The 24,142-nt window shown below is 70.0% G+C and carries 32 protein-coding genes; 17 read left to right on the top strand and 15 right to left on the bottom strand.

Going from position 1 to position 24,142, the window contains the following annotated elements:
* Positions 1-55 precede the first annotated feature (55 nt).
* The 8 genes from ACIP93_RS33580 (at position 56) to ACIP93_RS33545 (ending at position 5,773) form a co-directional block, all read left to right on the top strand.
* Positions 56-502, top strand: a complete 447-nt coding sequence (locus ACIP93_RS33580) for a hypothetical protein (RefSeq protein ID WP_401765305.1) — start codon at positions 56-58, stop codon at positions 500-502.
* 116 nt (positions 503-618) lie between these two features.
* Positions 619-1,710 (top strand): phosphoadenosine phosphosulfate reductase family protein, encoded by a 1,092-nt coding sequence (locus ACIP93_RS33575; RefSeq protein WP_401765303.1) that lies wholly within the window; start codon positions 619-621, stop codon positions 1,708-1,710.
* 86 nt (positions 1,711-1,796) lie between these two features.
* Positions 1,797-2,246, top strand: coding sequence for a hypothetical protein (locus ACIP93_RS33570; protein WP_401765301.1), 450 nt, complete (start codon positions 1,797-1,799; stop codon positions 2,244-2,246).
* A gap of 72 nt (positions 2,247-2,318) precedes the next feature.
* Positions 2,319-3,218, top strand: a complete 900-nt coding sequence (locus ACIP93_RS33565) for a hypothetical protein (RefSeq protein ID WP_401765299.1) — start codon at positions 2,319-2,321, stop codon at positions 3,216-3,218.
* Between the two features lie 72 nt (positions 3,219-3,290).
* Positions 3,291-3,617 (top strand): hypothetical protein, encoded by a 327-nt coding sequence (locus tag ACIP93_RS33560; protein WP_401765298.1) that lies wholly within the window; start codon positions 3,291-3,293, stop codon positions 3,615-3,617.
* A 27-nt stretch (positions 3,618-3,644) separates the two neighbouring features.
* Entirely contained in the window at positions 3,645-3,776 is a 132-nt protein-coding gene (locus ACIP93_RS33555) for a hypothetical protein (protein WP_401765296.1), read from the top strand.
* 82 nt (positions 3,777-3,858) lie between these two features.
* Positions 3,859-4,392, top strand: a complete 534-nt coding sequence (locus tag ACIP93_RS33550; RefSeq protein WP_401765292.1) for a hypothetical protein — start codon at positions 3,859-3,861, stop codon at positions 4,390-4,392.
* Positions 4,393-4,468: 76 nt separating this feature from the next.
* Positions 4,469-5,773 carry a hypothetical protein gene (locus tag ACIP93_RS33545; protein ID WP_401765290.1) on the top strand — a complete coding sequence of 435 codons (1,305 nt, stop codon included), beginning with the start codon at positions 4,469-4,471 and terminating at the stop codon, positions 5,771-5,773.
* 110 nt (positions 5,774-5,883) lie between these two features.
* On the opposite strand, the gene ACIP93_RS33540 is transcribed toward ACIP93_RS33545, so the two are convergent.
* The 7 genes from ACIP93_RS33540 to ACIP93_RS33510 all read right to left on the bottom strand — a co-directional run bounded on the left by ACIP93_RS33540 (position 5,884) and on the right by ACIP93_RS33510 (position 11,473).
* Positions 5,884-6,789, bottom strand: coding sequence for a hypothetical protein (locus tag ACIP93_RS33540; protein ID WP_401765288.1), 906 nt, complete (start codon positions 6,787-6,789; stop codon positions 5,884-5,886).
* On the bottom strand, positions 6,786-7,625 hold the full coding sequence (locus tag ACIP93_RS33535; protein ID WP_401765286.1) for a ParA family protein: 840 nt from the start codon (positions 7,623-7,625) through the stop codon (positions 6,786-6,788). Before ACIP93_RS33535 ends, ACIP93_RS33540 begins: the two co-directional genes overlap by 4 nt.
* 139 nt (positions 7,626-7,764) lie before the next feature.
* Positions 7,765-8,475 (bottom strand): polyprenyl diphosphate synthase, encoded by a 711-nt coding sequence (uppS, locus tag ACIP93_RS33530; protein WP_401765283.1) that lies wholly within the window; start codon positions 8,473-8,475, stop codon positions 7,765-7,767.
* A gap of 34 nt (positions 8,476-8,509) precedes the next feature.
* The gene (locus ACIP93_RS33525; RefSeq protein WP_401765281.1) at positions 8,510-9,130 is read right to left on the bottom strand and encodes a hypothetical protein; all 621 of its coding nucleotides are present in this window, start codon (positions 9,128-9,130) and stop codon (positions 8,510-8,512) included.
* Positions 9,127-10,383, bottom strand: coding sequence for an MAB_1171c family putative transporter (locus ACIP93_RS33520; protein ID WP_401765279.1), 1,257 nt, complete (start codon positions 10,381-10,383; stop codon positions 9,127-9,129). Before ACIP93_RS33520 ends, ACIP93_RS33525 begins: the two co-directional genes overlap by 4 nt.
* Before the next feature lie 28 nt (positions 10,384-10,411).
* On the bottom strand, positions 10,412-10,942 hold the full coding sequence (locus tag ACIP93_RS33515) for a hypothetical protein (RefSeq protein WP_401765276.1): 531 nt from the start codon (positions 10,940-10,942) through the stop codon (positions 10,412-10,414).
* A 24-nt stretch (positions 10,943-10,966) separates the two neighbouring features.
* Positions 10,967-11,473: a hypothetical protein gene (locus ACIP93_RS33510; protein WP_401765273.1), complete on the bottom strand. Its 507-nt coding sequence runs from the start codon at positions 11,471-11,473 to the stop codon at positions 10,967-10,969.
* 348 nt (positions 11,474-11,821) lie between these two features.
* On the opposite strand from ACIP93_RS33510, the gene ACIP93_RS33505 reads away from it, so the two are divergent.
* Positions 11,822-12,295 (top strand): hypothetical protein, encoded by a 474-nt coding sequence (locus tag ACIP93_RS33505; protein WP_401765270.1) that lies wholly within the window; start codon positions 11,822-11,824, stop codon positions 12,293-12,295.
* Between the two features lie 49 nt (positions 12,296-12,344).
* On the opposite strand, the gene ACIP93_RS33500 is transcribed toward ACIP93_RS33505, so the two are convergent.
* On the bottom strand, positions 12,345-12,662 hold the full coding sequence (locus ACIP93_RS33500; protein WP_401765268.1) for a type II toxin-antitoxin system PemK/MazF family toxin: 318 nt from the start codon (positions 12,660-12,662) through the stop codon (positions 12,345-12,347).
* The gene (locus tag ACIP93_RS33495) at positions 12,659-12,898 is read right to left on the bottom strand and encodes a hypothetical protein (protein WP_401765265.1); all 240 of its coding nucleotides are present in this window, start codon (positions 12,896-12,898) and stop codon (positions 12,659-12,661) included. Before ACIP93_RS33495 ends, ACIP93_RS33500 begins: the two co-directional genes overlap by 4 nt.
* 254 nt (positions 12,899-13,152) lie before the next feature.
* On the opposite strand from ACIP93_RS33495, the gene ACIP93_RS33490 reads away from it, so the two are divergent.
* Both ACIP93_RS33490 and ACIP93_RS33485 read left to right on the top strand, forming a co-directional pair.
* On the top strand, positions 13,153-13,413 hold the full coding sequence (locus tag ACIP93_RS33490) for a hypothetical protein (protein ID WP_401765263.1): 261 nt from the start codon (positions 13,153-13,155) through the stop codon (positions 13,411-13,413).
* Positions 13,410-14,828: a helix-turn-helix domain-containing protein gene (locus tag ACIP93_RS33485; protein WP_401765260.1), complete on the top strand. Its 1,419-nt coding sequence runs from the start codon at positions 13,410-13,412 to the stop codon at positions 14,826-14,828. Before ACIP93_RS33490 ends, ACIP93_RS33485 begins: the two co-directional genes overlap by 4 nt.
* 64 nt (positions 14,829-14,892) lie before the next feature.
* On the opposite strand, the gene ACIP93_RS33480 is transcribed toward ACIP93_RS33485, so the two are convergent.
* Both ACIP93_RS33480 and ACIP93_RS33475 read right to left on the bottom strand, forming a co-directional pair.
* The gene (locus tag ACIP93_RS33480; RefSeq protein ID WP_401765257.1) at positions 14,893-15,429 is read right to left on the bottom strand and encodes a hypothetical protein; all 537 of its coding nucleotides are present in this window, start codon (positions 15,427-15,429) and stop codon (positions 14,893-14,895) included.
* Positions 15,430-15,610: 181 nt separating this feature from the next.
* A complete protein-coding gene (locus ACIP93_RS33475) occupies positions 15,611-15,877 on the bottom strand; it encodes a hypothetical protein (RefSeq protein ID WP_401765255.1) in 267 nt (88 codons plus the stop codon).
* A gap of 250 nt (positions 15,878-16,127) precedes the next feature.
* On the opposite strand from ACIP93_RS33475, the gene ACIP93_RS33470 reads away from it, so the two are divergent.
* The 3 genes from ACIP93_RS33470 to ACIP93_RS33460 are packed head-to-tail and all read left to right on the top strand — an operon-like array spanning position 16,128 to position 18,743.
* On the top strand, positions 16,128-16,808 hold the full coding sequence (locus ACIP93_RS33470) for an RNA polymerase sigma factor (RefSeq protein ID WP_401765253.1): 681 nt from the start codon (positions 16,128-16,130) through the stop codon (positions 16,806-16,808).
* A complete protein-coding gene (locus ACIP93_RS33465; RefSeq protein ID WP_401765250.1) occupies positions 16,792-17,181 on the top strand; it encodes a hypothetical protein in 390 nt (129 codons plus the stop codon). Before ACIP93_RS33470 ends, ACIP93_RS33465 begins: the two co-directional genes overlap by 17 nt.
* A complete protein-coding gene (locus tag ACIP93_RS33460) occupies positions 17,178-18,743 on the top strand; it encodes a hypothetical protein (protein ID WP_401765248.1) in 1,566 nt (521 codons plus the stop codon). The genes ACIP93_RS33465 and ACIP93_RS33460 overlap by 4 nt, the downstream gene beginning before the upstream one ends.
* Before the next feature lie 54 nt (positions 18,744-18,797).
* On the opposite strand, the gene ACIP93_RS33455 is transcribed toward ACIP93_RS33460, so the two are convergent.
* The 4 genes from ACIP93_RS33455 to ACIP93_RS33440 all read right to left on the bottom strand — a co-directional run bounded on the left by ACIP93_RS33455 (position 18,798) and on the right by ACIP93_RS33440 (position 21,737).
* Entirely contained in the window at positions 18,798-19,253 is a 456-nt protein-coding gene (locus tag ACIP93_RS33455) for a single-stranded DNA-binding protein (RefSeq protein WP_401765245.1), read from the bottom strand.
* Positions 19,254-19,308: 55 nt separating this feature from the next.
* A complete protein-coding gene (locus ACIP93_RS33450; protein ID WP_401765243.1) occupies positions 19,309-20,358 on the bottom strand; it encodes a peptidoglycan-binding protein in 1,050 nt (349 codons plus the stop codon).
* A gap of 84 nt (positions 20,359-20,442) precedes the next feature.
* The gene (locus ACIP93_RS33445; RefSeq protein ID WP_401765241.1) at positions 20,443-21,081 is read right to left on the bottom strand and encodes a hypothetical protein; all 639 of its coding nucleotides are present in this window, start codon (positions 21,079-21,081) and stop codon (positions 20,443-20,445) included.
* 20 nt (positions 21,082-21,101) lie between these two features.
* The gene (locus ACIP93_RS33440; protein WP_401765238.1) at positions 21,102-21,737 is read right to left on the bottom strand and encodes a hypothetical protein; all 636 of its coding nucleotides are present in this window, start codon (positions 21,735-21,737) and stop codon (positions 21,102-21,104) included.
* 426 nt (positions 21,738-22,163) lie between these two features.
* Between ACIP93_RS33440 and ACIP93_RS33435 the strand changes: the two genes are divergently transcribed.
* The 3 genes from ACIP93_RS33435 to ACIP93_RS33425 are packed head-to-tail and all read left to right on the top strand — an operon-like array spanning position 22,164 to position 24,138.
* Complete coding sequence (locus tag ACIP93_RS33435; protein WP_401765235.1) at positions 22,164-22,766, top strand: hypothetical protein; 603 nt, start codon at positions 22,164-22,166, stop codon at positions 22,764-22,766.
* Between the two features lie 59 nt (positions 22,767-22,825).
* Positions 22,826-23,101, top strand: coding sequence for a hypothetical protein (locus tag ACIP93_RS33430; RefSeq protein ID WP_401765234.1), 276 nt, complete (start codon positions 22,826-22,828; stop codon positions 23,099-23,101).
* The gene (locus tag ACIP93_RS33425; protein WP_401765232.1) at positions 23,098-24,138 is read left to right on the top strand and encodes a hypothetical protein; all 1,041 of its coding nucleotides are present in this window, start codon (positions 23,098-23,100) and stop codon (positions 24,136-24,138) included. Before ACIP93_RS33430 ends, ACIP93_RS33425 begins: the two co-directional genes overlap by 4 nt.
* Positions 24,139-24,142 lie beyond the last annotated feature (4 nt).

The following is a 24,142-nucleotide window of genomic DNA, read 5'->3' as shown; positions in this document are numbered from 1 at the left end:
GCCCCTTCCCGCCTTGCTCGTCCACCCCAACCGAGAGGTCACCGTGTCCGTTTCCGTGCTCCCCGTTCAAGATGCGCTGTTCGCCTCCCTGTCCCTCGACCCTCCGAAGGCGCCGCGCGTTCCGCTCCCGCTGGGGGAGCTGCCCATCTCGAGCATCCCGGCCGCGTACGACCGTGAGCACCTCTACAGCCCGAAGGCGGGTACGGCCGAGCGCGTCGAGCACCGCCCCGGTGACGTTTTCGGCCCGCTGCCGATGTCCCTGGCCGGGAAGGCGTGGCGGGCCTGGTGGGACACGGAGGCCAACACGACGACCCCTGACTTCCTCGGCCTCCAGGAGGGCGACGAGATCACCGTCGTGGGCGTTGGGCCCGCGACCGTCGTGTCGACCTGCCGGTTCGGTGCCGTCGTCCGCTTCGCCTTGCCGCCGTGCGACTGGCACGAGAAGACGCACGCGGAGATGTACGTGACCGCCCGCAATCAGGTTGGTCACTGGTACCGCTGACGCCCGCTCCGGGGCGCCCCCGCGCGCCCCGGGCCCGTCGCCCCCCCTCTCCGCCCGCTCCCCCCTCTCCGCCCGCTCCGCCCGCTCCGCCCGCTCCGCACCCCCAGGACTCCGCCATGCAGACCGCGACCCTGTTCGATCTCTCCGACATCCAGACCTTGCAGAAGACCCCGGTGGCCGCCGCGCCGGCGAAGCGGAAGGCGAAGCGGAAAGCGACCGTGCACGCGTCCGTGCCGTTCGAGCCGCGGACGACCGTGCCCGACGAGCTGATCATCGACGCCGATTGGGTGGTCATATCGAGCTCGGGCGGTAAGGACTCTCAGGCGATGCTGTCGTACGTCGTGCGGCGGGCGAAGGCCCTGGGAATGCTGCACAAGATCGTCGTTGTCCATGCGGACCTGGGCCGCGCCGAGTGGGCCGGCACCCGCGAGCTCGCCGAGCTCCAGGCGCGCCTTTCCGGCGTCCGCCGGTTCGAGGTGGTCACGTCCGGCGTCGACTTCCTCGACCGGGTCGAGATCCGCCACGGCAAGCTCAAGGCCAAGGCGGAGAAGGAAGCCGTCGAGCGCGGCGAGGACCCCGCGCAGGCGAAGGTCGCACCGGCGTGGCCGTCGAGTGCAGCACGCTGGTGCACGAGCGGGGAGAAGCGGGCGCCGATCCGGACCCTCTACACGCGGCTTGCCGCGGAGCTCGCGCACCTGGGGCGCCCCGTGCGGATCCTGGCGTGCATCGGGCAGCGTGCCGCGGAGAGCGACCAGCGGGCGAAGCTCGCGGCGGTGGAGATCGACCGCGGGGCGAGCAACGGCCGCCGGCACGTTACGACCTGGCGACCTATTCACGCGTGGAGCGACTGGATGGTGTGGCAGGAGATCGCCCGTTCCCGCCTGCCGTACCACCCGGCCTACGACTGGGGAAACCGGCGCCTGAGCTGCGTTTTCTGTGTCCTCGGGTGCAACAACGACCTGGTGAACGGGGCGCGGCGCGTTCCGGAGCTCGCGGCGGCGTACGCGGAGACCGAAGCCAAGATCGGGTCCGACTTCAAGAAGGGGCTGTCGATGCGGGAGATCATCCGGCGCGCCCAGGTCCTGGAGCAGACGCAGGGGCCCGCCGCACGCCCTCCGGCGGGTACCGCGATGGCCGCGCACATCGGACGGGCGAAGACCACCAAGTACCGCAGGCGCCAGACCGTGGTGTACGGCCTGGCCGCCTGATCTGCATCATGCCCGCACTCCCCAGCAGTGCCTACGGGGGCCGGAGAGCACCGGCCCCCACCGACCACGAAACGAGGAACATCCCCATGCTCCGATCGACCCGTTCACACACGATCCGCCGATATCTGGTGGAAGGCGCCCTCGTCGACCTCGGGCTCGACGAAGCCACGCAGAAGGCAGGCCCGTACGGGCACGACACCGACGGATTCTCCGTACGGCAGCACATCGACGCGGACGGCACGCTCGTCGTTATCGCCGCGGCGTTCGGCCCGGACTGGTTCGCCACCATGCGCGACATCCGATACCGGCTGGAGCGGCCGTACCTGAAGTGCCACGTCGACGGTGACGCGCCCGAGCTTGACGTCCACGAGCTGAGGGTGCGGTGGGCGACGTCCGAGGAGCTGCGGGCCCGCGCGGCAGCCGAGGAGAAGCGGCAGGCCCCGGTCAAAGCCATGCTGCGCCGCCAGAGCGCCTTGCAGCGCGCCGAGGAGGAGCGCCAGTCGCTCGAGGCTGCCGGGCAGTCCGGCCTGTTCTGACACAACCCCGCGGGCCGTGACGTTCCTCCATGCGCCCGGCATTTCCCTACCCATGTCCCTGGAAGGACACCGATGTACTCCGTCGACTTCACCCCGAAGGACATCCCCGTACTGCGCCGGGTCGCGCGGTTTCTGCGCGGCAAGGAAGTGAGCTTGCCGAACACCGCGCACGCCGCCACCCACAGGGGCGTACTTATCTCCGCCTTCTGGCTCGACGACCAGGCTGACGAGCTGGGCGCGGCCCCGGCTCCGACGGCTCAGGAGACCCGGGCCCCGATCTTCACCCAGCTCGTCTCCGCGGCGGCCGGCGACCCCGTGTCCCACGACAAGGCGACGGCGCTGCTCAACGCCTACGAGGACGCGATCCGCGGCGCCGCCGAGGAGGAGCTGTTGCGCCTCCAGAGCGCGTTGCTCGCCATGCACCCGAAGACCCCGGACCCACGGCACGGGTGCTGCGCGAGGCCGAAGCTCTGCAGCGGCCACCGGCCGGAGTGCCGGAGCAGCGAGCACACGCTCGGCGGCCTGCCGTGGCCCTGCAAGACGCTCCGCGCCGCGGGGATCCGTACGGACGCCGACGCCGACCGCGTGCGCAAGGCTCTGGCCCGCCTGGACCGGGCGGCCGACCCCGGCGGCTACCCGGGCCGGAAGAAGGTTCCCCGCGGCCGTGCCGTGCACGCCACCAAGGGGTGTGAGGACGGGATCGGCGACATCGGCGCGTGCGGCATGTACTTCGACACCCGCACCGAGAGCAGCGTCGAAGACCCGGACACCGCCGTGTCGTGCCAGGCATGCATCAAGGCGCTCGTCCGGAAGGAACGCGGAGCGGCGGCCGTCGACGAGAACGCGCACCGCTGCACGCTGCCGCCCGCCCGCCGGCTGCCGTGCGGTTGCTGCCTGCACCAGGTCTGCGCGGACTGCGAGCAGTGCGCCCACAAGTGCGAGTGCGGCACGGGCGGCACCCCCGCCGAGTAGTCCTCCCCGGCCGGGCGCCCGCGCGCCCGGCCCCCGCTCCACCACCCCCGTACGACCGGCAGGAGATACGACATGACGCCGTACGAGCGCCTCATGGCCGAACAGTGGCCCACCGGCAGGTTCGGCCGTGACGCGCCCGTCCAGCGCCGTCCTCTGCCTCCCCTGCCCGTACGTCCGCCGGAACGCCGCCCGATCCGCCCTTGGACGCCGGAGGAGCAGGCGCAGCACTTCGCCGAGCTCGAGGCCGCCCTGTCGACCTGGCAGGACCCGACCCCGGCCGCGAACCGCAAGCGCGAGTACCACCGCGTCCACGCCTGCCGGGCCGCGGGCCCGCGGCACCTCCGGCTCGTCCCGCCCCACGCCCAGGACTCCCGTCGTCCGGGTGCCGAAGTCGCTTGACCACCACACCTTCAGAGAGGCACTGCCATGCGCTGGAACATCACGCCCCGCCGTCAGAAGCCGAACAGCCGCCGGTGGGTCCCCGACCGCACCGAGTTCGCCCGCCGGCGGCCGTGGCCGCTCGAGCTCCCCAGCCTGTCCGTCCCGCGCCCCGCCTGACCGCCGCCCTTCGAGAACGGAACGCACATGCCCAACTACCTAGCCGTCGTCCGGTCGCTTCGCCAGGACGTGAGGCAGCAGCGTGTATGACGTCGACGAGGAAGGATGGCTGATTGACCGGGGCCGTTACCGCCACCAGGTCGGGTATGCCGACTGCGGCGACGCCTTCTTCGACGAGGGCTTCGCGGGCGACTCGGTGTTCACCGAGGACTGGCGCGTCCGGCCGCAGCGGGTCGAGCACTGGTCGGAGTTGCTGTTCCAGTCGACATGGTGGCAGGACGCAGAGCGGAACATCTGGCACCTGGACGGCCTCGACGCGATGCGGTGCAGCGGGATCTACGAGTTCATCGCCCGGCGCGAGGACGAGACGGGCACGCTCCTGGCGTGGTCGGCGACCCGCGTTCCCGTGCCGACCGGGGACGCGGACGGCCGTGGGCAGGACCAGGTCTTGGCGATGGTCGGCGAGCGCGGGTGGATCCTCCGTACCGACCTGATGGTCGCCCTGCAGCGCCGTATGCGGGGCCTGCCCGCGGTCGAGGGGACATGCTTCTGCGGCTACCCCGTCGCGGAGGGCTGGGACCACTCGGCGTGCCACGACGGGATGGAAATCGCGTAACTGAGAACGGGCGGTGTCAGTGCCGCCCGGCACCATGTTCCACAGACCGGGGAGGGTCATTGTGGTGAACGAACTGATGAGGGTGAATGTCCCGGCCGTGCCGGACGGTGCCGACGTGCACCGGTCATGGAGGCGGGTCCTTACCGGCCTGGACGATCGGGCCGAGGGGGACGCCGCGGTACTCGGGCCCGAGGTCGGGCACGGGGCCGTCGTGGAGACCCTGCCCGGCACGCTGGTCCTGGTTGTGGACCAGCACGTCACCGGGTGGGGCGAGACGTACCGCACGGGCAAGCCGTACCCGTTGATGGACGCCGCGGTGACGCTGCACCTGGCCCAGGGGGACGGAACGCTCAAGACGCTGTGGTCCCGGCACTTCAAGACCGCGAAGGGCGCGTTCGGTTCGGCGGGCCTGGCGCAGCTCCGCAAGCACCTGGCCGCGCACCCTCCGGCCGAGGATCTGTCGCTGAACGTCGTGCATCCGGGCCCCGGCCGCCCGAACTTCCGGGCCGGCCCGTGCCGGTGGTGTGCGGCTGAGCTGCAGAAGGGCCAAGGGGTCATGGTCGGCCGCGGCACGTCGGCCCAGATCGAGCACCACCGTGCGTGCCCGTCTGGGTCCGCCCTGCCCGGTACCCGCTGTGCGCGGTGCGGTGGGTCGGTCGCGCCTGGCACCGCCCGCCTGATCGTCGTACGGGAGGGCTCGGGGCGCCAGGAGGTCCAGCACACGGGCCAGTGCGAGGACCACTTGTCGTACGAGGAGTACGAGCAGCGGGCGAACGAGCGGCGGGCCGAGCAGGACGCGCAGCGGATCGCGGAGAAGGCACGGCAGAAGGAGGCCGCTAAGCGGCGCGAGGCACAGGCGGAGAAGCGGCGGGAGAAGCGGGAGGAGAAGGAGCGGGCGGCCCGCGCGGCGGCGGAGGCGACGCGGGCCCGCGTGGAGTCCCTGGCAGTCGTCGAAACGACTGGCCGCCAGAACCTGTACGACAAGGGCCTGTCGTCCAGGGAGCGAATGCGCCTTGTCGAGGTCTCCGTGGTCCTGGAGGACGGCGAGCCGGCCGTGTGGTGGGAGGTGACGGCGTACGGCGGGCTGTCCGAGGGGGACGACGACCGCGGCGGCCGGTACTTCCTCCTCGCGGACGCGTGCAGCGAGTACCAGCAGTACAAGTACGAGGAAGCTCCGGCCCGGCCGTCGCGGTGGCGGGCGGCGGTCGGCACCGTGCCGTGTCCGGCCGACGGGGCGAAGCACTGCGCCCACTGCGGGGCGACGTCGGCAGCGGGCGGCTGGATGCTCGCGTCCTTCGGGCTGGCGTGCGACGTGGATTGCTACGACGCGATGGCCAACGGTCCTGGTGCGCATGCCCGGCGCTATCACCAGGACCGCTGAGGGCTTGTTCGCCGTCCGGTGAACTGCCGTATGCTGCACACCAGTTTCACGCGTGCGAAGGCCCGGCCACCAACATTGGCCGGGCCTTCGTGCTGTGCGGGCGCTGAACCCTATTGAAGCGCCTTCTTCTCCGCCTTCTCCACCTGCTTCATGCGGTTGAGAACCGCGTCGTAGACGGTGGAGTCCTCCGGGTCGACGAACGCCTCCATAAGGCGAAGCTGGACCTCCGAGCGGGGGATCCGGGGTCGGTTGAGGGCGTCCGCGATGCTGATGGCCAGCTTGTCGACGGCCCGGGTCACCGCGGGCGGGATCGCGCGGGAGACCGGCGGCTGGATCTCCTCGACGAGCACACCCTTGATGGTCTTCGCCAGGGCGTCGACGTCCTCGTCCTCGTCGAGCTTGAGGTCGCCCGGCAGCATCTTGACGGTGTTGCGGAGCCGGTCGGCGGTGACCTGGTTCCCGCCCCAGGAATCGGCGACCAGGACGTACACCGCGACGGCCGTGTTCAGGTTGAAGGCGTTGCGGACCGGCACGATCTCGCGGACCTGGCCCGGGTTGGACTGGTAGCCGCGGGCTGAGAGGACCTCCCCGATCGCCCAGCCGGCGCGCAGCTTGCTGCACTGGCCGACCGAGATGCCTTTCTCGAGGACTACCCACTCTTCGATCGTCGTGTAGCAGCGCTTCGGGTCGAGCTTGTGCGGGGTGTTCCGGAAGAGGCGGCCGACGGCGATGGTGTCGAGGGCCTTGCCCTGGATGAACCAGGCGGTGTTGCCCAGGTCGACACCTTCTTGGCACTGCTCGTACCGCTGCTGCTCCTCGGGGGTGAGCGCGCCCTCCCCGGCGGGCTCGACCGGGTCCGGGATCTTGTGTAGGCCGGGCTTGGCCTCCTCGACGGCGGCCTGGATGGCTTTCTGTCGTTCGTCGTCGACGACGCGGCTGTTCTCGCCCAGCTTGTTCCCACCGCGGCGCCTGCCGGTCTTCTCCCAGCTCGTCGCCTCTTCCCAGTTCTTGCTCACGCGGCTTCCACCAGCCCTGCCTTGACGGCGACGTCGCGGAAGTACCGGGCCGTGTCGGACTTGGGCCGGTACATCTGGACCGGCTTGCCTTCGACTTCTGCTTCGCCCAGGTCGGCGCCGCGGAACGGGATCTCCACGAGGGGCGTCAGGTCGGGGTGCTTGCGGAGCTGGTTGAGGATCAGCTTGTTGAATTCGCCGCGGCCGTAGAGCGCGAGGCTGATTACCATGCCGAGCTCAACGAAGTCGGTGCGCCCGAGTTCTTCCATGATCATCTCGTGCTGGTCGAGCTGGGACCCGATCGCCTTCATCGCCCACTTGTGCGTGTTGGCCATCATGAGGGCGCCGTGCGCGGCCGCGGTCATCGAGTCGGTGTCCGTGTCGATGGCCGGGCGGGTGTCCATCAGCGTGTAGTCGTACTCCCCCTCGAACTTGGCGAGCATCTTCCTGTGGGCGTGCAGTGCGTTGCCGCGCTCGCGAAGGCGGGCGGGCAGGTAGACCATGTCCGGGCTGGCGGGCAGGACGTGGATGTTCTCGAACGGCTTGGCCACCAGGGGGTGCGGGTCTACGCCCTTGAGCAGGCAGTCGACTTGGGTGGGGCCCTCGTCCTCGTCGAGTCCGTCGAGCCGGAATCCGTCGGTGAGGTTTCCGGAGGGGTCACCGTCGACGATCAGGACGCGCTTCCCGTAGTAGGAGAGCGCGCCGGCGAGGTTCATGGTGGTGGTCGTCTTGCCGACGCCGCCCTTCTGGTTGCACATCGTGATGATGCGCATCGCTTGGACGGGGCCGGTGAAGGGCCCGTACCGGAGCCGTTCGATATTGATTGTGGATGTCGTCATGGAAGGGACGATAGTCAGACCGCCGTCCCTTTTGTGGCAGCGCTCCCGTATCGGCGTCGGGGTGGGTACGTGATAGGGCCCCGTACGAGCGACGTACGGGGCCCGGGGGAGTTGCCCAATTGGGCAAGAATGATCTTGGTCAGCGGCCGAAGGTGCGGCGTTGCTCGGCGTGTTCGGCGAGGGCCTGGTCGAGGGCCTCGTTCGTGTACTCGGGCCAGTACCGGTCATCGAAGTGCAGGGTGGCGTCCGCGGCCTGGTAGAGGAGGAAGCCGGAGAGGCGCCGTTCGCCGCTCGTGCGGATGATCAGGTCGGGGTCGGGAAGGTCGCAGGTGGATAGGTAGTCGCCGACGGGCAGTTCAACGCGTTCGTCGTAGTCGGCGGCGGTGAGTGCGCGGGCGACGGCCTGGCGGACGTCGGCGCGGCCGTCGTAGCCGATGCCGAGGCAGACGGTCATCCCCTGCCGGTCGGCCGTGGACGTCTCGGCCCGCTCGATGGCGGCCAGGAGCCGGCCGGGGACGGGGTAGTTGCCCGAGAGCTGGGAGAGGACCCGGATCGGGCCGGTGGCCGCGGCGGTCTGCGTTTCGAGGAGATCGGCCAGGACGTCGGCGAGGATCTCCACCTCGGCCTCGGAGCGGCCGAAGTTGCGGTCGGACATGAGGAACACGGAAACGACCTGGACGCCGATGCTGCGGCACTGCGCGAGGACCTGGTGGATGACGGCCGCGCCCTGCCGGAAGCCCTGTTCGACGGTGGCGCCGGAGGCGGTGGCCCAGCGGCGGTTCCCGTCGGCGATGAACCCGATGTGGCGGGGGGCGTTGACGGCGGGCGCGGTGGTGGGAAGCGTCTGCATGGCGGGGAGAAGTACAGGCCCGGGCGGGCTTAGGTCATGCCGTGACGGCGGCAAAGACCAGCCCGGCCGTGGCGGTGCCCGCGGCTGCGCCCGCGATGGTCTGGGCGAGGGTGTGGTCCCGCAGGGTGATCCGGGACCAGGCGATGACGGCGACGAGCGGGGAGGCGAGCCAGACGAGGGGCCCCCAGGTGAGGGCGAGCATCGCCAGGGCGCCGCCGGCGACCGCGGTGTGCACGCTGATCTTCCACTGCCAGAGAGCGGTGGGGGCCAGGAGGACGGCGAGAGTGGCGAGCATCGCGACGACGAGGGCGACCATGGCGCGCGGCGCGTCGAAGACGAACATGCCCCCGATGCCGGCGGCGACGGATGCCATGATCACGGGGATGAGCAGCTTCCGGCGCTGCACCTGCCCGATGTGCCGGTCGGCCCACAGGCCGGTGCGCATCCCGTACTTGATGTACGCCATGGGGATCGCTGCGGCGAACAGGATGGCCTCGAGCGCCCACAGCACGCCGGTGAGCGGGTTGTCCTGGGCCAGGCCGACGCCCAGGCTCACCAGGATGATGACGTTGCGCGGTTCGGCCCGGTCGGTGATGAGGCGCGCTGCACGGTTCTCTTCGCGGGTCGGGGCGGGCGCGGCGGTGGTGCTGGTCATGCGGTGACTTCCTGACGAACGGGGTGACCGGCGAGCCTGTGGGTGGCGTCGGCGAGGTCAGGGGATGCGTAGTGGTGGGCGACCCTGGACAGCCACTGGGAGTTGGACAGCAGGTCGTCGCGCAGGGACAGCACGGTGAGGGCGGGGCGGGTGGCGTAGGGCTCGCCGTCGACGGCCTTGGCGCGGGCGACGCGCAGGCAGAGCGCTTCTCGTGCCGCGTGTGCTTCGTCCCCGGTGAGGCCCACGGCGTGTGCCTCGTCGAGGGCCTGGCCGTGGAGGTCTTCGCTGACCCAGGGGAGCAGTTCGAAGCACGCGTCGGAGATGTCCACGACCCGCTCGTCCAGGCGGCCGTACAGGTCGCGGAAGCGCAGTCGCTCCTCCCGGGCCGACGGGGTGGTCTGCAGGCGGCGGCGGATGATGTCCGGCGGGAGGACGGAGACGAGCTCCTCCCACAGCGGGCGGAGGGCGATCAGGCCGCGGCGTTGGCGGATCGCGCGGATGAGCAGCTCGGCGGCGCGCACGGAGCTGCCCGCGATGACCAGCAGGATCGTCACCAACTGGATGAGCGAGCCGCCGAGGTGGAACGCGCCTTCGTCGAGCGGGTACGTCCAGCCGGTGAATCCGCAGACCAGGAACGACAGCCGGTAGACGGGGTAGAGGGCGCCCGCGGTGGCGCCTGCGGCCATCAGGCGCATGCAGATGCGCAGGAGCCGGTCGTCGGTGCGGCGGGCGACGGTGAGGCACAGGAGGGCGGACGGGACGAGAGCGACGAACATGCAGAGCAGGTAGACCGCTAGGTGCGTGGTGCCGGCGACGCTGCCGAACTGCCCGGAGGCGAAGTCGAGGGAGCCGTCCGGGGCGGCGATCGAGGGCGCGGAGAACGGGAAGACGATCGAGGCGCCAACGCTGGCCACGGCGAGCACGGCCAGACGGGGCTTGAGGGAGACCCAGCCGCGCCAGGCCGGTTCTTTCTCGCGCGGGGGCACGACGGATTCCACCCAGCCCACCAGGAGGATGCAGGACGTCATCACGGCCAGGTGCTTGGGCAGGACCGCGAAGTCGTCCATGCCGGTGAGGTCGGTCAGGAACTCCTCGAGGTAGGACAGGCGCAGTGTGGCGCCGGTCGCCAGGGCGGCGAAGGTGGCGAGGATGGCTTTCTGCCCCGGGGTCTTCGGCCAGTGGTAGATGCGGACGGCGACCACCAGCCACAGGGGGATGGTGGTGACCATGTCGATGATGTCGTCGGTAGGCACAGGGGCTCTCAGCGGCGGGTGCGGGCGGTCACAGGCTGTGGTGCAGCCGGTCGACCAAGGGGTCGTGGTGCCGGGTGTTGCGGGCCTGTTCGGCAGCCGCGCGGCGAAGCTGGAAGGCGAATCGTTCCGCCTGGTCCTCGATCTGCTGGTACGCGGGATCCTGCAGCCCGTCGTGGGAGCGGGCGCGGCCGAAGAGGCAACCGGCGAGGAAGTCGGGGTGGAGCAGGTCGTACGACTCGGCCGGCTGGGGCTCGGCGGGCAGTTCGAGGGGCTGATGGCCCAGTTCGATGTGGCCGTTCTCGTGAGAGAGGCTGTGCACTGCGGCGGCTCCGGTGAGAGCCGGGTCGAGCCAGACCACATCGCTGGCGGCGGCGGGCCGGGTCAGCCACAGTGCGTTGGCGTGGAGGCCGGGGATCGGCGACGCTCCGCGCCACAGCTCCAGCGGTCGCCAGTAGCGTTCCTGCATCACGGCGAACAGGGACTCGACGGTCAGCGGATTCGGGACGGGGAAAGCGGCGAGAGCTGTACGGATTTTGCGGTCATGGGCGGGCTGGATCACCGGAGTTGAACACCTTGTGGGGGGCTAGTCGTGGGCCGGGGTAGCTCGTGCGCCGTTTTCCATGTCCTCGATCTGCGCGAGGTTCTGGACGAACTTGGCGGCGCGGATCTGCCCGTCGGGCGACAAGCGGCGAGCGGTTCGTGCCAGGACGCGAACCGTCTGGGGCTCTGGTTCCTCACTCGGTGTTTGACGTCTGGAGTCCACGAAGCGTTGCACTTCGTCCACCAGCTTCTTCAAGGTGGCCTCGTCCTCGGCGTTGAAGACGTCGAGCGGCAGCTTGAAGACCTTGGCGATCCGGGAGGCCTGCTTCACGCTCGGGCTCTGGATGTCCCCTTTGCGTAGCTTCCGGATGTATTCGTCCGTGATCGTGCCTTCGCCGAACATTTCGTTGATCTTGTCGGCGATCTCCTTGTTGCTGGGCTCGATGAACTCGCCCGGCTTCGCCGGGTTCTCCTGGGCCTGCGACTGGATGATCAGGTTCAGTGCGTGTCGGAACGTGGGGGTCTGCTGGGCATGGGCATCTGCGGTCACTGTGAGGGGGTCTTCCTTGGCGGGTGGTAAGAGCCTCACCCTAGCCCCCGGCAACGGATAGTTGGTCAGCGCAGTGGTTTCGGCAACAGATCGTTTGACGATTGGCCTGTTCACCATCTTTGATGGGCAGCGGAACGACACGCTCCGGCAACGGGCGGTTACCAGACGTGCGCCTATTCGGCGCGCGTTCCTGCACGTCACCCCACGAAAGTCATCTCGTGCCACTTCGCCACCGCCTCCCCTGCGGGCGCCCAACTGCTCCCACGGCCCCGCCAACTTGACCCCCATAACGCTACCCGTCTTCGAACGAGCATTCGATAACGTGTTACCCCGACGGAACGGATCCCGGTGACGATCTTCGACGCCATACCTCACAACTGGCCGCTGCGCACAGCCTTCCCGGGGGAGGAGGATGCCTCCTCCCCCCTCCTGGATGTCGAGAACTCCGTCGACTTCGTGATCGCCTCCGAGGTCTCGCCCGTCGAGGCCATGGAGCGCGCCGTCGCGCTGTCTGCCGTGGCTCTGCCGAGGATGCTGCAGGGCGCCCCGGACCTCGTCAGGACCTGCGACAACGTGAAGGCCGTACTGGCGGAACTGGTGGACGTCACCGCCCGGAACCAGGCGAGCGACGCCCTGATCGCGCGCATCGCGTACGACGGGGCGCACGTCACGGTGTCGGTGGGCGAGATGGGCCGGCCGCTGCCCGCACCCGAGGAGGAGCCGGGGCTGTACCTGGTGCACCGCATCGCTTCCGAGGTGGGGCAGTACGCGGGCGACCACGGCGGCCGGGTCACCTGGGCCGCGGTCGCCGCCGGGACATGACGACGCCCCCGGCCGGGACCCGGCGGGGGCGACGAACGACGACGAAGGCCTACAGGTCGAGAGCCGCGCGTACCGCCTGCGCCACACGCTCCATGTCCTCGGCGCCGACGAAGCCGATGAACTTGCCCTGCTCGAACCGCACGGGCCTGAACTGGTGGATGTCGGACGCCATGATGACGCCGTGCACCGGCTGCGTGATGGGGATCGTGAGCAGGGTGTCGACTGCGTTCTCGACTTCCTGGACGAGCACGCAGGTGATGCCGCCGGGGTGGTGCGCGATCACGGCGTTGTTCTGGATCACCAGGACGGTACGGTCCCGGCCCACGGTGGGCACGCGCCACACCGCCCCCCGCAGAATGTCGGTCACGCGGCAGCCTCTGCGTCAGCCTCGGCGGCCTCGAACACGTCGTCCATCGGGTCCTGGGCCTTGATCCGGGCGACCTCGACCATGGCGTCGTTGAGCAAGCTCTGCTGCACGGCCTTCTCGACGTAGGCGGAGAGGTTGCCCCCGCTGGCCAGCCTGGCGCGGCGCATGAGGTCCTTCTCCATCGTGATGCTGGTGCGCTCCCGGGTAGCCCCACCCGACGTGTTCGATGTCGTCATACGCACCATCCTACAGTTCAGTGCACGCAGGTGTAAGGTGTGATCGCCGCCACGAAAGTAGCGGCAGACATGCAGAAGGGGCGCCAACCTGGCCCGGTCGACGCCCCAACTTCCTACCCAGTCCTCGCCAAAGGGGGTAGGGACTGCTTGGCACCGAGCATACAGGCAGATCGGCGCGACCACTCGATTCCGCGCCCGCCTGTGCCGTTCCGATGCCCCAGTTCCTGCCTCTCTGCCCACCAGAGAGAGTTCCCATGAGCACTACCCACGTCGGCGCCGCATTCAACGCGCCGACCGGTATCACCCCTCTTGAGCGTTTGCTCCTGGTGAGACGTGCCGAACACGCGGATATCCACGACTGGCCCCTCACGGCCCTCGGTCGTCTTGCCGTAAGCGCGAACGTCAGCTCGTCCACCGCCACCCGTTCCCCCCTCCGCCTCGGACCCGACCCGGTCGAGCGTCTCCACCGCGGCGACAAGCGCGCCGCCGACGGCTCCCGGGAGGCCCAGGCGTGACGGCTCAGCACTTCGGCATGGTCATGGACGCCGGAGGTCTCGACGGCCCGGAAAAACTGCTCCTGGGAGCCTACTGCAACCGGACCGACGACCACGGCTACTGCTACCCGGGACAGGCTCGCCTCGCCGACGACTGCGGCACCTCGATCGCCACGGTCAAGCGCGTGAAGGCCCGCCTCGTCGCGAAGAAGCTGATCAAGTCCGTCCGGCGGGTCAACCCGCGTACCGGCGACCCGATCTCCAACCTCACCCGCGTGAACCTCCCTCTGCTCGCGTCGATGCGCCGGCCCCCCCGCGAGTACGACGACAACCTGATGGAGGCGCTCACCTTCGACGACGGCGACGAAGAAGACACGCCGCTGCCGCAGAAGCCGAAGAAGAAGCCCCGCAAGCCCCAGGAGCCCACAGCCCAGGAGGCCCCCGAGGAGGCTCCCGAAAAGGCCCCTGACCTGCTGATGGCTCAAGATGAGCCCGACCCCGAAACCCATGCTGACCTGCTGATGGCTCAAGATGAGCCCGACCCCGGCTCAACTTGGGCCCAGGGTGGGTTCAACATGAGCCCGACCCCGGTTCAGGATGAGCCCCTAACCCGCAGTGAACCCTCAGAGAAACCCCATGGAACCCTCCCTCCCTCCGTAGGTTCCCCGTCGCCCACGGAAGGAGGGACGGAAAAGCGGGCAGCGGCGGAGGAGGACAAGGCACCTGCAGCCCCGGTCGTCGTCGAGGCATCCGAGGGCGTGGAGTTCCTCCAGGAACTGGCCGCCTTCAACCGCGAAATGCTGCTGACCGGGCAAGTGCTCGCAGACCAGGGGCGTTTCGTCCAGAGCTTTTTGGATCTCGGCGTGAAGCGGTCCGTGCTCCGTCAGGTGCTGTCGCGTCCGCTGCCGCCGGAGACCCGATCGGTCGGCGGGGTCATCCGCGGTCGCCTGCGAGCCCTGGCGCGCACGCCGTTGCACCCGTCAATGCTCACCACCCAGCATGGCGGCGTGCCTGAGCAGCGCATGGACGGGCCGTCGGCGTCGTACGGGCGCGGCGTCGAGGACCTCTACACCGCCGATGGGGGGCCGGAGCTCCTGGAGCGCCGTTCGCGCGTCTTTCGCGAGTGCAGCGGCTGCGGGGACCCGGTGTTCATCGACGGGGACCAGTGCGCGAAGTGCGCGGGCTACGACCGGTGCGAGCCGTGCGCCCGGTACGTGAAGCCGGGGTGCTGGTGCCCGGGGTGCGGCAAGGACCCCAGCGTCGTGGAGATGAACGTGTGCGACATCCACGAGCAGGCCTTCGTGGCGGGCCTGGGCTGCTTCATGTGCCGCGACGCGTACGCCCGTGAGCGGGCGGCGGAAGTCCGCCGAGCCCTGGCGCGGAAGAACGGTGACGTCCCTTCCGGCGAGCACACCGAGCCGCAGCAGGCGCGGTGACCGTGGCCAGGAACGGCCCGCCCGCCCCGGGGAGTTCCCCCGGGGCGGGCGGGCCGCCGGGCGGTCAGGCCGGGCGGCGCATGCGGTTGGCCACTCCGGCGATCGTCTCGGCCGCGTCGCGGCTGTCGTACCAGGACACCGGCAGGTGGTGTTCCTCGGTGTCGACAACGGCGAAGGGCTGGAGGCGTCCGCAGATGACCACGTTGTCCTGCGGCCGGTACGCCACGTCAAAGCGCTCCTGCGGCTCCTGGCTGTCGGGGCCGCCGAGGTGGGCGAAGTGCTCAGCGATACGTGCCGCGTCCGCGGCCGTGGGTCCGGCCGCCGGGGGCGGGGGAGCGGGGCGCCGGCGGCCGGGCGGTTCCGGCAGGTCGTCCGGCGTGACGCCCAGCTCCTGCAGCACCTGGGGGAGGTAGCCCAGGTGCCGGGGGACGATGTAGCCGTTCTGCTCCTCGATCGTGCCCAGCTCGCGCCTGCCGAGTTGTACGTACCGGGCAAGCAGCTCTCCGAGCGCCGAGCGCGCGGTGTCCTCGTCGCCTCGGGCGCGGGCGGTACGAATCTGTTCGATCAGCAGGCCGGACGTCTTGGCGAACGAGTCGGACACGGGTGGCTCCTACCCACGTGGGGCGGTCGGGATATGCCACGCTACTACCCACCCGGACAGTTCTGGATAACGGACGTGGGCACCCCCCTCTCCCAGGTGCTTTTCGCGCGCCGGGCCGTGCGCCTCGTGGCGCGGCTGGCAAGGAGGGAGGGGTGCCCACGTCCGTTATCCAGAAGATCAGTCAGGTGCTGGCGTCCTCCCGGCGGGGGGTCTCGGCGATGCGCATCACGGAGAATCCGAGCCGGTCGGGCTCACGTCTCGTACGCAGCAGGCCACGGCGCCGGCCCGTACGGATCACCAGCCGCAACGTGTCACGGGACAGGCCCACGTGCTCCACATGCGCGGCCGCGTCCGGCGCCGCGATCCACCGCTCATAGGGGAAGCGCATCAGGGCCGCGTAGACGTCGGCCGGTGCGGCGGCCGGGGGCGCGGGTGCGGGCAAGGTCATCACGGGTGCTCCTTCACTTCGGGTCCGGCGCCCGCCGAGTTGCTCTCCCAGCGCCCGCCTGCGGTCGGCAGATTACAGTAAGCCAAGGGAAATGATCCATCGGTCAAACGTGCGAGGGTCGTTCGAACGCGGCCGGTTATGCTTCCTTCGCGCCGTAGCGGAAGACGATCCTCCTGTACCCGGTTGGGTGTTCTGAGCTTTCCGAACCGCACGTTGGGCGCCCAGCCGGCACATGGGGGGACATCACGCCGTGAGGGACACCGCAGCATCCATCGACCAGCTCATCGCACGTGCAGCCGCCGGGGGCACCGACGCCCCCGCGGCAATGAGCGAGCTCTACACCCGTCTGCACTCAACCGTGCACAACTGGGTCCGGCAGTACGTCCGCGACCCGCACATCTCCGAGGACCTCGCGCAAGAGGTCTGGATCAAAGTGGCACAGAACGTGGGGCGTTACCGGCCCGGGACGAACCTCATGGGCTGGCTGATGACCATCACCCGGAACACGGCCGTCGACCACCTGCGCAAAGAGCAGCGCCGGCCCACCGAGGTCCTGGAGGCCGATCACCTGCAGCTCGACCGGCCGCGCCCGGGCCTGTCCGTGGCCCAGCAGGTCGAACGACGGCAGCTCGCCGAAGCCATCGCTGCGCAGATGAACGCCCTGAAACCCGATCAACGCACCTGCCTGCGGCTGCGCTTCTTCGACGGGTGCAGTCCCACGCATACTGCACAGATCATGGGCAAGACTGAAGCAGCGGTACGCGCTCTGCAGTCACGGTCTTTGCGCCGTCTCGCCAAGATACTTCCGCAGGGAAACTGCTCCGCCGACCTGGTGGAGGAGCTCCTCACCATCGCAGTCGGCAGAGGAAACGTTGTCGGTGTTCGGGTCCAGGCCACACAGGAGAGGGCGCCCCATGTTGCGACGCGCTGACAAGGCAGCCGAGCGCCTCGAGCGTGCACTCAAGGGCGGCCCCATTCCCCACGACAACGACACGCGGCTCTCGCTGGCGGCCGCGGGCGCTCTGGCGCCCGGCCACACCCGCAACCCGGCCCGCATCCAGCAGACGCACGACGCGATGATGGCGGTGTTCCAGCGGACCTTGAACCCGCTGGAGAGCCGGGAGGACGCCGGCACCGACGACGGCCTGCAGGAGATGGAGCTCCACCGCACCGAAGTCGCACTTCCCGGCGGAGGCCAGCTCGTCGTCTCCGACCTCGAAGAGATCACCCCCGAGCGCCTGGAGGAGACCGCCCAGGCGATGGCCGAGATACTGGCGCGCAGGGCGAAGGACCACCAGAGTTGAGCAGCCCCACCGAAAAGCTCGACATCGTCGTAGGGAACTTCCCGGCGGACGCCGCGCTCTACAACATCAACGGCGTCCGCACGCTGTTCATGGGCTCGGGCCAGACGTTCAGCCGGGCGGTGGCCAACGTGCGCAACGTGCTGCCGGGCATCACCCTCGAAGCCGCAGAGCGGATGATCCGTGAGCAGTGCCCGGAGTTCCGCGACTTCGACGACCTGCTCGGCCTGAACAACCCCACGCCGCCGAGCGTGGAGCGCACACCGGCCGGGCCCGCAGACGACAACGTCTTCCTGAGTTCGCGCAGGCGCCGCCGGAACCGGAAGGCGGCCCTCGTCGCCGCACTTCTTCCCGCGCTCGCCGCGAGCTGGGCTCTCGGCCGGTACAGCGACATCGCCGACCCCGCGCCCACCCAGGCCAAAGCCAGCGCGCCGGACGTGAAGCCCGGCCCGGACAACGGCGGCGCCGGGCCGGCGAAGATCCCGTTCACCGACCCGAAGTTCGAGTTCTTCTCCGGGTCCAGCAGCATCGAGTGCGCCCCGATCAGCGCCCTCGAAGCGGAGTGCACCGACTCCGACGGCATGGTGATGGCCACCAAAGCCGCCACCGGCCCGGACAGCACCATCTTCACGTTCTCGTACGGCAGCGAACGCATCGGCCTGCGCATCTTCTACGACGCCAGATACGCCGAGACCTGGGCACGCCAGGACGGCTCCCGCGAGCTGTACCCGAACATGAAGGTCAACGATCGGTACGTCCTGTGGGGCACCGACCCCGACCGGATCGGCGAGTACGCACGCCTTCTGGAGGAAGCAGCCCGCCACAAGTCGGCTGCCCCGGTTGCGATGGGCGGCTTGATCCCTCTGCCGCCCCGGCTGGCCGCGCTCACCCTGGGAACGCTCGGGTTCGACAACCGAGAGGTGACCCAGATCATCGCCCGCCCCGCGGAGGCGGCGACCGACGCTCCTGTGATGATCGCGGCCCGGCTCGTACTGGGCCTGGAGACCCTGCCCGAGTACGTCCAGCACGACAGTGACGACATCGTCGCGCTCGCCGCGGGTATCGGCCCGCCCCCGGTGCCCGCGGGCGCAATCGGGACCGGGCCAGGGACCAACCCTGGGCCGCCGCCGACGTCGCCGCCTGCGGATACCAAGCCGCCTGTCACCGTCGACTTGCCGCCCACCACGCCGCCGACGAAGCAGCCTGCCACCGTCGACCCGCCGCCGGTCGGGGAGAAGCCCAGGCCCCCCGTGGAACCGCCACCGCCGCCTCCCGTCGATCCGCCCCAGCCGCCGCCGGTGGAACCGCCACCGCCGCCGGTCGAGAAGCCCGAGCCCCCCGTGGAACCGCCGCCGCCGGTCGATCCGCCACCGCCACCGGTCGAGGAGACGCCGCCCCCGCCGGTGGAGGAGACGCCGCCCCCGCCGGTGGAGGAACCCTCCGGGGAGGTACCGGACCCGGTGGAGAAGCCCGCGGAAGGGGCCCAGCCGCCGGGACAGGACCCGGCCGAGGAACCCGACGACCTGCTAATTGTGAACTCGGCCTGGACAGTGGGCACGGCCTGAACAACCCGAAGGGGCCCCGGACGTCGGTCCGGGGCCCCTTGGGCACGCAGGAGGTCAGAACGGCGGCTCGCCCCCGCCCGGCGCCGCCCACGGGTCATCGGCCACGGGACGGCTCTGCGCCCCGGCGACCGGCCGTTGCGCGCCGCCGCCGGTCTTGGTGACCTTGGCCGTGGCGTTCTTGAGGCTGGCCCCCACCTCCTCGACCTCCAGCTCGTAGACCGTGCGCTTCACGCCCTCACGGTCTTCGTAGGACCGCTGCTTGAGGCGCCCTTGGACGATGACGCGCATGCCCCGCTGGAGGGACTCAGCGGCGTTCTCCGCCGCCTGCCGCCACACGGCGCAGGTCAGGAACAGGCTCTCGCCGTCCTTCCACTCGTTGGTCTGCCGGTCGAAGGTGCGGGGAGTCGAAGCGATACGGAACTTGGTCACCGCGGCGCCAGAGGGGGTGAAGCGGAGTTCGGGGTCGTCGACCAGATTGCCGACGACGGTGATGACGGTCTCGCCTGCCACGGACAGGGCCTTTCAGGTTGGGGCCGGCCCGCGGGGTGCTGGCCGGCGGGGCGGGTCAGGAGAAGAGGATCTTCCAGGTCTGCGGGCCGGGGATGCCGTCCGGGTCGCCTGCGAGCTCCTTGTGCGCGAGCTGGAAATCGCGAACGTTCTGGCGGTCCGCGTCCGACCACCTCTTGCCCGGGCCCTGCGTGTAGTGCTTGCCGTAGCCCTTCCGCACGAGCTGCTGGCCGAGGAGGGCGATGGAGGCGTTGCTCTTGCCCGGGCCGAACATGTCGGCCCCCGGGAACGGCGGGGCAGGCTTGGCCGTCACCTTGCCCGGCAGGCTGCCGAGCAGCTTCTTGAGCGAGGCCTCGCCGGGAACGCCGTCGGCCGCGGCGCCGCTGTGGCCGAGGGACTTCTGGAAGTCCCGGTAGTTCAGGGTGTCAGCGTCCGTCCAGGTCGGGCCGGGGCCGCTGGTGTAGTGCTTGCCGAACCCCGCCTTCACCAGGGCCTGGCCGACCCTGCTGACGTGGTCACCGCGGGCGCCGTAGCCGTACTCCAGACCGTTGATGGTGACCTTGTAGCGGGCCACCTCGGAGCCGGAGCCGGGGAGAGACCCGCCCGGGTTCGGGGGCTCCTGGTAGTCGCCCGCAGGCATGCCCGCCTTCACCCAGGCGTACAGCTTGGTGCCGGGACAGGCGGTCGCGAAGCCGTCACGGTGGCCGCGCTTGGCCAGAGTGCGACCGGTCTTCCTGCACGCCTCCTCGTACAGGGCGCGGCACGCCGCCAGGGCCTTGTCGCTCGGCTCCTGGTCGCCGCCGACGGCGATCTGGACGCCGATGCCGCTCACGTTGTGGTCGGGGCAGTGGGCGCCCTGCAGGCCCCATCCTCGGCCCTCGTAGATGTTGCCGGCCTGGTCGATGACGAAGTTGTAGCCGACGCCGGACCAGCCCTGGCCCAGGTGTCCGGCCTCGATGGCGCGCATGATGGCGTAGCCGGTGCGGGTGATGCGCGTGGCGCCGTCGTAGTGCACGAAGAACTCAGTGCGCCGGTCCAGCGGCACGGAGGCGGGAGTGCCGCTCCATGCCTTCGCGCCCCACGCGGCACGGGAGATGATCTTGGTCATGGGGGTGGTGCCCTCCGCTGTTGATGATCAGGGGAGGGCACCGTGCAGGGCGCGACCGGTTAACGTCGCGTGCTGGCTCGCGGCCTACTCGACGACCTCGGCGTCGACGACGCTGCCGTCCTCGAGCTCCGGCGGGTACTCGACCGCGAACAGGGTGCGGTCCAGGCGTTCGGCGAGCGCCGACAGGTCAACAGCGTCGTCTTGGCCGGTGGGGATGTCGCCCAGGCCGTTGATCTCGACCGCGACGATCGCGTCCTTGCCGTAGTGCTCGCGGTGCTGTCTCTCCAGGTACCACGCATCGGCCCGCCAGTCGGGCGAGGTGCGGTCCTCCACCGTCTCCTCGACGATCTCGCCGGTCACGGAATCGCGGTACTTCCGGGTGGTGACCTTGGTGACGATGCCTCCATCGGCAACCCTGCGGATGTTCATCATGGCGCGCGCGGCCGCGGTGGCGCGGGCGGTGCGGACCTTCTCGTACAGGGCCGCGTACTCCTCCTCGGCCGGGTCCGGGTCGGCGCCTGCATCGCGGGATTCGACCTCGGCGCGGCCGCGGGCCATCCACGCCAGGAAGCTGGAGCGGGAGACTCCGGCCATGTCGGCGGCCAGCTCGACGGCAACGCCCGTGCGCGAGGCGCCCACGAGGCGCGCCTCGACCTCTTCGGAGAGCAGGCGTGGGCGACCGCCCTGGCTCTGGGGCCGGCGTGCCTTGCGTCGGGTGGACATGAGTGTTCCTCAGAAGGCGGTCAGCGGCTGGGGGTGAACAGGTGCCCGCAGGCGGGGCACGTCGTGTGCGGGGCGCGGCCCTCGTCGTCGGGGCTGAGTTCGTTGCCGCGTTCTGCGTCGTCGGGCAGGTGGGGCAGAGGGGTCTCGTCCTCCCGGCCGCCGCCGGGCAGGATCTCGGGGTCGACCTGGCTGAACAGCTTGTCCATCTCGTCGGCGCGAATGGCCAGGGAGTCGAACAGCTCCTGCTCGTTCGTGGCCAGGTCCTCAAGGACCTCGGCGAACGCGCGCGGGTCCCATCCGCCCTCGCCGGGAAGACGGTTCAGCTTGATCGCCAGGGCCTCGGCCTCGGCGTTGCTCCTCGATGACCAGCCGCGCAGCACGGGGACGAGCCAGCCTCCGTCCTCGTCGATGACGATGCCGCCCGGCGCGCGCATTCCGCGGGCCTGCATCTCGATCAGGGACTCGCGGCGGCCGTGACCGTGGAGGGTCTTCTGGGTGCGTTCGTCGACGACGGGGATCTCCACCAGGCCGTGCATGTCGATGGACGCGATCATGAGCTCGAGCTCATGGCGTTTCGGATTGCGGTCTGCCGGCGCCAGGTTGGTGAGCGGCACGTAGGCGGTGAAACGCGGTGGCTTGACGATCGTCTCGGTCACGGCTGGTGCGGTCCTCTCCCATGCGTCGGTGTCCGGCGGCGGGCGAGGGCTGCGAGCCTGCGGACTTCTACCGCAGCACCCCGCCTCGCAAGCAGGGCATGCCGTCATGGCCGTCCCTCGCCCGCCGCCGGTCCGGCCCCGCCCTCTTTCCGGATGAGGCGGAGCCGGGGCCCTGCCGATGTCGGTGACGTCACCGAACCCGCAGAGCCGCAAAGAACGTAGGGGGACGCGCCGTTAGCGTCGCGTCCAGACAGGGCGTTTCCCTGGGTGTACTATTCGGATCGGTTGGGGAGAGCAACCCAGCTACCTGGGCCTAGGTGTAACAAAAATCGGCCGGCGACGTACCTCATGGTGACGCCCCCGAGACACCCCGCCCGGGAGGACCCAAACCCTGGGCCGCAGCGTCCGGGGAAGAGAGGAACACCGATGTCGAACGACGTCACCGACAACGCCCAGGACGGCGAGGAAACCCCCACGCTGCCCCTGACCGCGCTCGGGCTCATCGGGGCAGTCGCCCGCGCCATGACCGAACACCAGAAGGCCGTTATCGAGCCGAAGGTGAACACCCCGAGGGAACCCCTCATCGCGGAGTTCCTGAAGCGCAGGCAGTCGAACCTCGCCGTCGAGATCGGCGGTGAGGAGATTGGCCACTACAAGGTCAACACCACGCGGGACCGGTTCGAGATCGACGACGAGAAGCAGTTCGACGCCTACGCGGAGGAGAAGGGCGAGTACGACGTCCACATCGTCCGGAAGCCGTCGTTCGAGAAGGCTGTCCTCGCACACGCCCAGCGCGACCCGGAGACGGGCACCATCTTCGACTCGCGGTCCGGCGAGGTCATCCCGGGGCTCAAGTTCGTGCCGGGGGGCAAGCCGACCGGCACCGTCACCTGGACCTGGAAAACGTTCAAGAAGCAGCCGATAGGCAAGGCCGTACTGATGGCCGCCCTCCGGCGCGGTGAACTCGACGACCTGCTGCGGGAGACGCCCGAGCTGCTGCCCAAGGCACAGCCCAACGCGAACGCGTGACGTCGACCGCATGGGCCCGGCCCTCCTCGGCCGGGCCCCTCTCCCCAGGGGCCACCAGCATGAGCACCACCACGACCGAGCGCCCGAGCCTCTCCGACCGGGCGCACCGCGCCCTCTTCCAGCTCGCCCTCCACGTCGACGGCGAGTGGGTCGAGGTCGCAGATATCTGCACCGGCCTCGGGCTGAACTCCCACCAGATACGCCACGCCCTCAAGGAACTGCGGGACGCGGGCATGGCCGAGCGGCGCCGGCGCTACGTCCGCGCCGTGACCGGCCGCACGCACCGCACCTACTTCCGCCTGACCGGCAACCCCACGAGTGAGGCCTCCGCATGAGCCGCCTGTCCAGCCCCACGGCGGTCCGCGTCAACCGACGCCACTACGTGAACGTCGAGTCGAAGACCGTCCGTAACGACCGTCTCAGCTACCGCGCACTGGGCCTGCTGGTCTTTCTCCTCGACCAGAAAGAAGGGTGGCAGGTCCGGTCCGACCAGCTCTCCAAGGGCGAGGGCCGGGAGGGGCGCACCGCCGTCCGTAACGCACTTCGTGAACTCGCGGACGAGGGGTACTACCGCCTGGAGCGGCGCCGCCTCCTGGATAACCAGTACGCCATGGGGACGGCCATCTCGGAGTACCCCGTGGAGTCGTGGAAGAGGGACAACAAAATCTTCAGCAGCAAACGGGACCCGGCCGTCCCCGTCGTCGAGCAGAAGGACGGAACATTCCTGGTGCAGTACCCCGACGGGTCCTTGGGCAGCGACGGCTTCGAGGCTGACCCGTACTACAACGAGGAGCCCCCCGCCGATCCGGAAGACGAGCCGAAGGGGCCTGCAGCCGAGGAGGAGCACCCGCCCGAGGCGGAGCCGCCGGCCGCCCCGCCGAAGCCACCTGCCCGAGCCCGGCGTCCCCGCCGAACCTCAGCGCAGAAGGCCGCCGACGACGCAGCGAAGGCAGCCGCCGCCGAGAAGAAAGCCGAGGAGAAGGCAGCCCTGGCCGCAGCCGCCAAGGCGATCGCGGACTGGTGGTGGGACGGCGCCGAGCGGCACTTCGGCAGATACGTCGGCAAGAACAACGGCTACCTGGCCATGCGCGGCATGGTGACCAGGGCTCTTGAGGCGGGCTACACCCAACGGCAGTGCCAGAATGCCCTCCGGCACGCGCGCAAGCACCTGCCCAGCGCCCAGCAGTGGCAGACCGCCCTCGGCGTCGCCTCGAACCACATCCCCCCCGCCCAGCCCAACGGGCGGGTCCCGTACAGCGACGCGGCCACCTGGGGCGAGCAGACGAGCACCCCGCCGGGCGCTGCGGATACCACCCCCGGCAGCACCAGCCCCGATGACGACGCCCAGTTCGGCGTCATCGCACGACCGTAAGGAG

It is taken from the genome of Streptomyces sp. NPDC088745 (assembly GCF_044751045.1).
GTDB classification, from domain to species: domain Bacteria; phylum Actinomycetota; class Actinomycetes; order Streptomycetales; family Streptomycetaceae; genus Streptomyces; species Streptomyces cremeus.
The sequence above is the reverse complement of the archived record's forward strand: the minus strand, read 5'-3'. Positions and strand labels throughout refer to the sequence as shown.

Bases quoted from the DNA above. Each gene is read 5' to 3' on its own strand.
- uppS (WP_401765283.1), bottom strand. From the start codon at position 8,475: ATGCAGACGCTTCCCACCACCGCGCCCGCCGTCAACGCCCCCCGCCAC.
- ACIP93_RS33425 (WP_401765232.1), top strand. From the start codon at position 23,098: ATGAGCCGCCTGTCCAGCCCCACGGCGGTCCGCGTCAACCGACGCCAC.
- ACIP93_RS33490 (WP_401765263.1), top strand. From the start codon at position 13,153: ATGAGCACTACCCACGTCGGCGCCGCATTCAACGCGCCGACCGGTATC.
- ACIP93_RS33430 (WP_401765234.1), top strand. From the start codon at position 22,826: ATGAGCACCACCACGACCGAGCGCCCGAGCCTCTCCGACCGGGCGCAC.
- ACIP93_RS33445 (WP_401765241.1), bottom strand. From the start codon at position 21,081: ATGTCCACCCGACGCAAGGCACGCCGGCCCCAGAGCCAGGGCGGTCGC.
- ACIP93_RS33450 (WP_401765243.1), bottom strand. From the start codon at position 20,358: ATGACCAAGATCATCTCCCGTGCCGCGTGGGGCGCGAAGGCATGGAGC.
- ACIP93_RS33575 (WP_401765303.1), top strand. From the start codon at position 619: ATGCAGACCGCGACCCTGTTCGATCTCTCCGACATCCAGACCTTGCAG.
- ACIP93_RS33525 (WP_401765281.1), bottom strand. From the start codon at position 9,130: ATGACCAGCACCACCGCCGCGCCCGCCCCGACCCGCGAAGAGAACCGT.
- ACIP93_RS33495 (WP_401765265.1), bottom strand. From the start codon at position 12,898: ATGACGACATCGAACACGTCGGGTGGGGCTACCCGGGAGCGCACCAGC.
- ACIP93_RS33545 (WP_401765290.1), top strand. From the start codon at position 4,469: ATGAGGGTGAATGTCCCGGCCGTGCCGGACGGTGCCGACGTGCACCGG.
- ACIP93_RS33565 (WP_401765299.1), top strand. From the start codon at position 2,319: ATGTACTCCGTCGACTTCACCCCGAAGGACATCCCCGTACTGCGCCGG.
- ACIP93_RS33465 (WP_401765250.1), top strand. From the start codon at position 16,792: ATGTTGCGACGCGCTGACAAGGCAGCCGAGCGCCTCGAGCGTGCACTC.
- ACIP93_RS33535 (WP_401765286.1), bottom strand. From the start codon at position 7,625: ATGACGACATCCACAATCAATATCGAACGGCTCCGGTACGGGCCCTTC.
- ACIP93_RS33560 (WP_401765298.1), top strand. From the start codon at position 3,291: ATGACGCCGTACGAGCGCCTCATGGCCGAACAGTGGCCCACCGGCAGG.
- ACIP93_RS33570 (WP_401765301.1), top strand. From the start codon at position 1,797: ATGCTCCGATCGACCCGTTCACACACGATCCGCCGATATCTGGTGGAA.
- ACIP93_RS33555 (WP_401765296.1), top strand. From the start codon at position 3,645: ATGCGCTGGAACATCACGCCCCGCCGTCAGAAGCCGAACAGCCGCCGG.
- ACIP93_RS33435 (WP_401765235.1), top strand. From the start codon at position 22,164: ATGTCGAACGACGTCACCGACAACGCCCAGGACGGCGAGGAAACCCCC.
- ACIP93_RS33475 (WP_401765255.1), bottom strand. From the start codon at position 15,877: ATGACCTTGCCCGCACCCGCGCCCCCGGCCGCCGCACCGGCCGACGTC.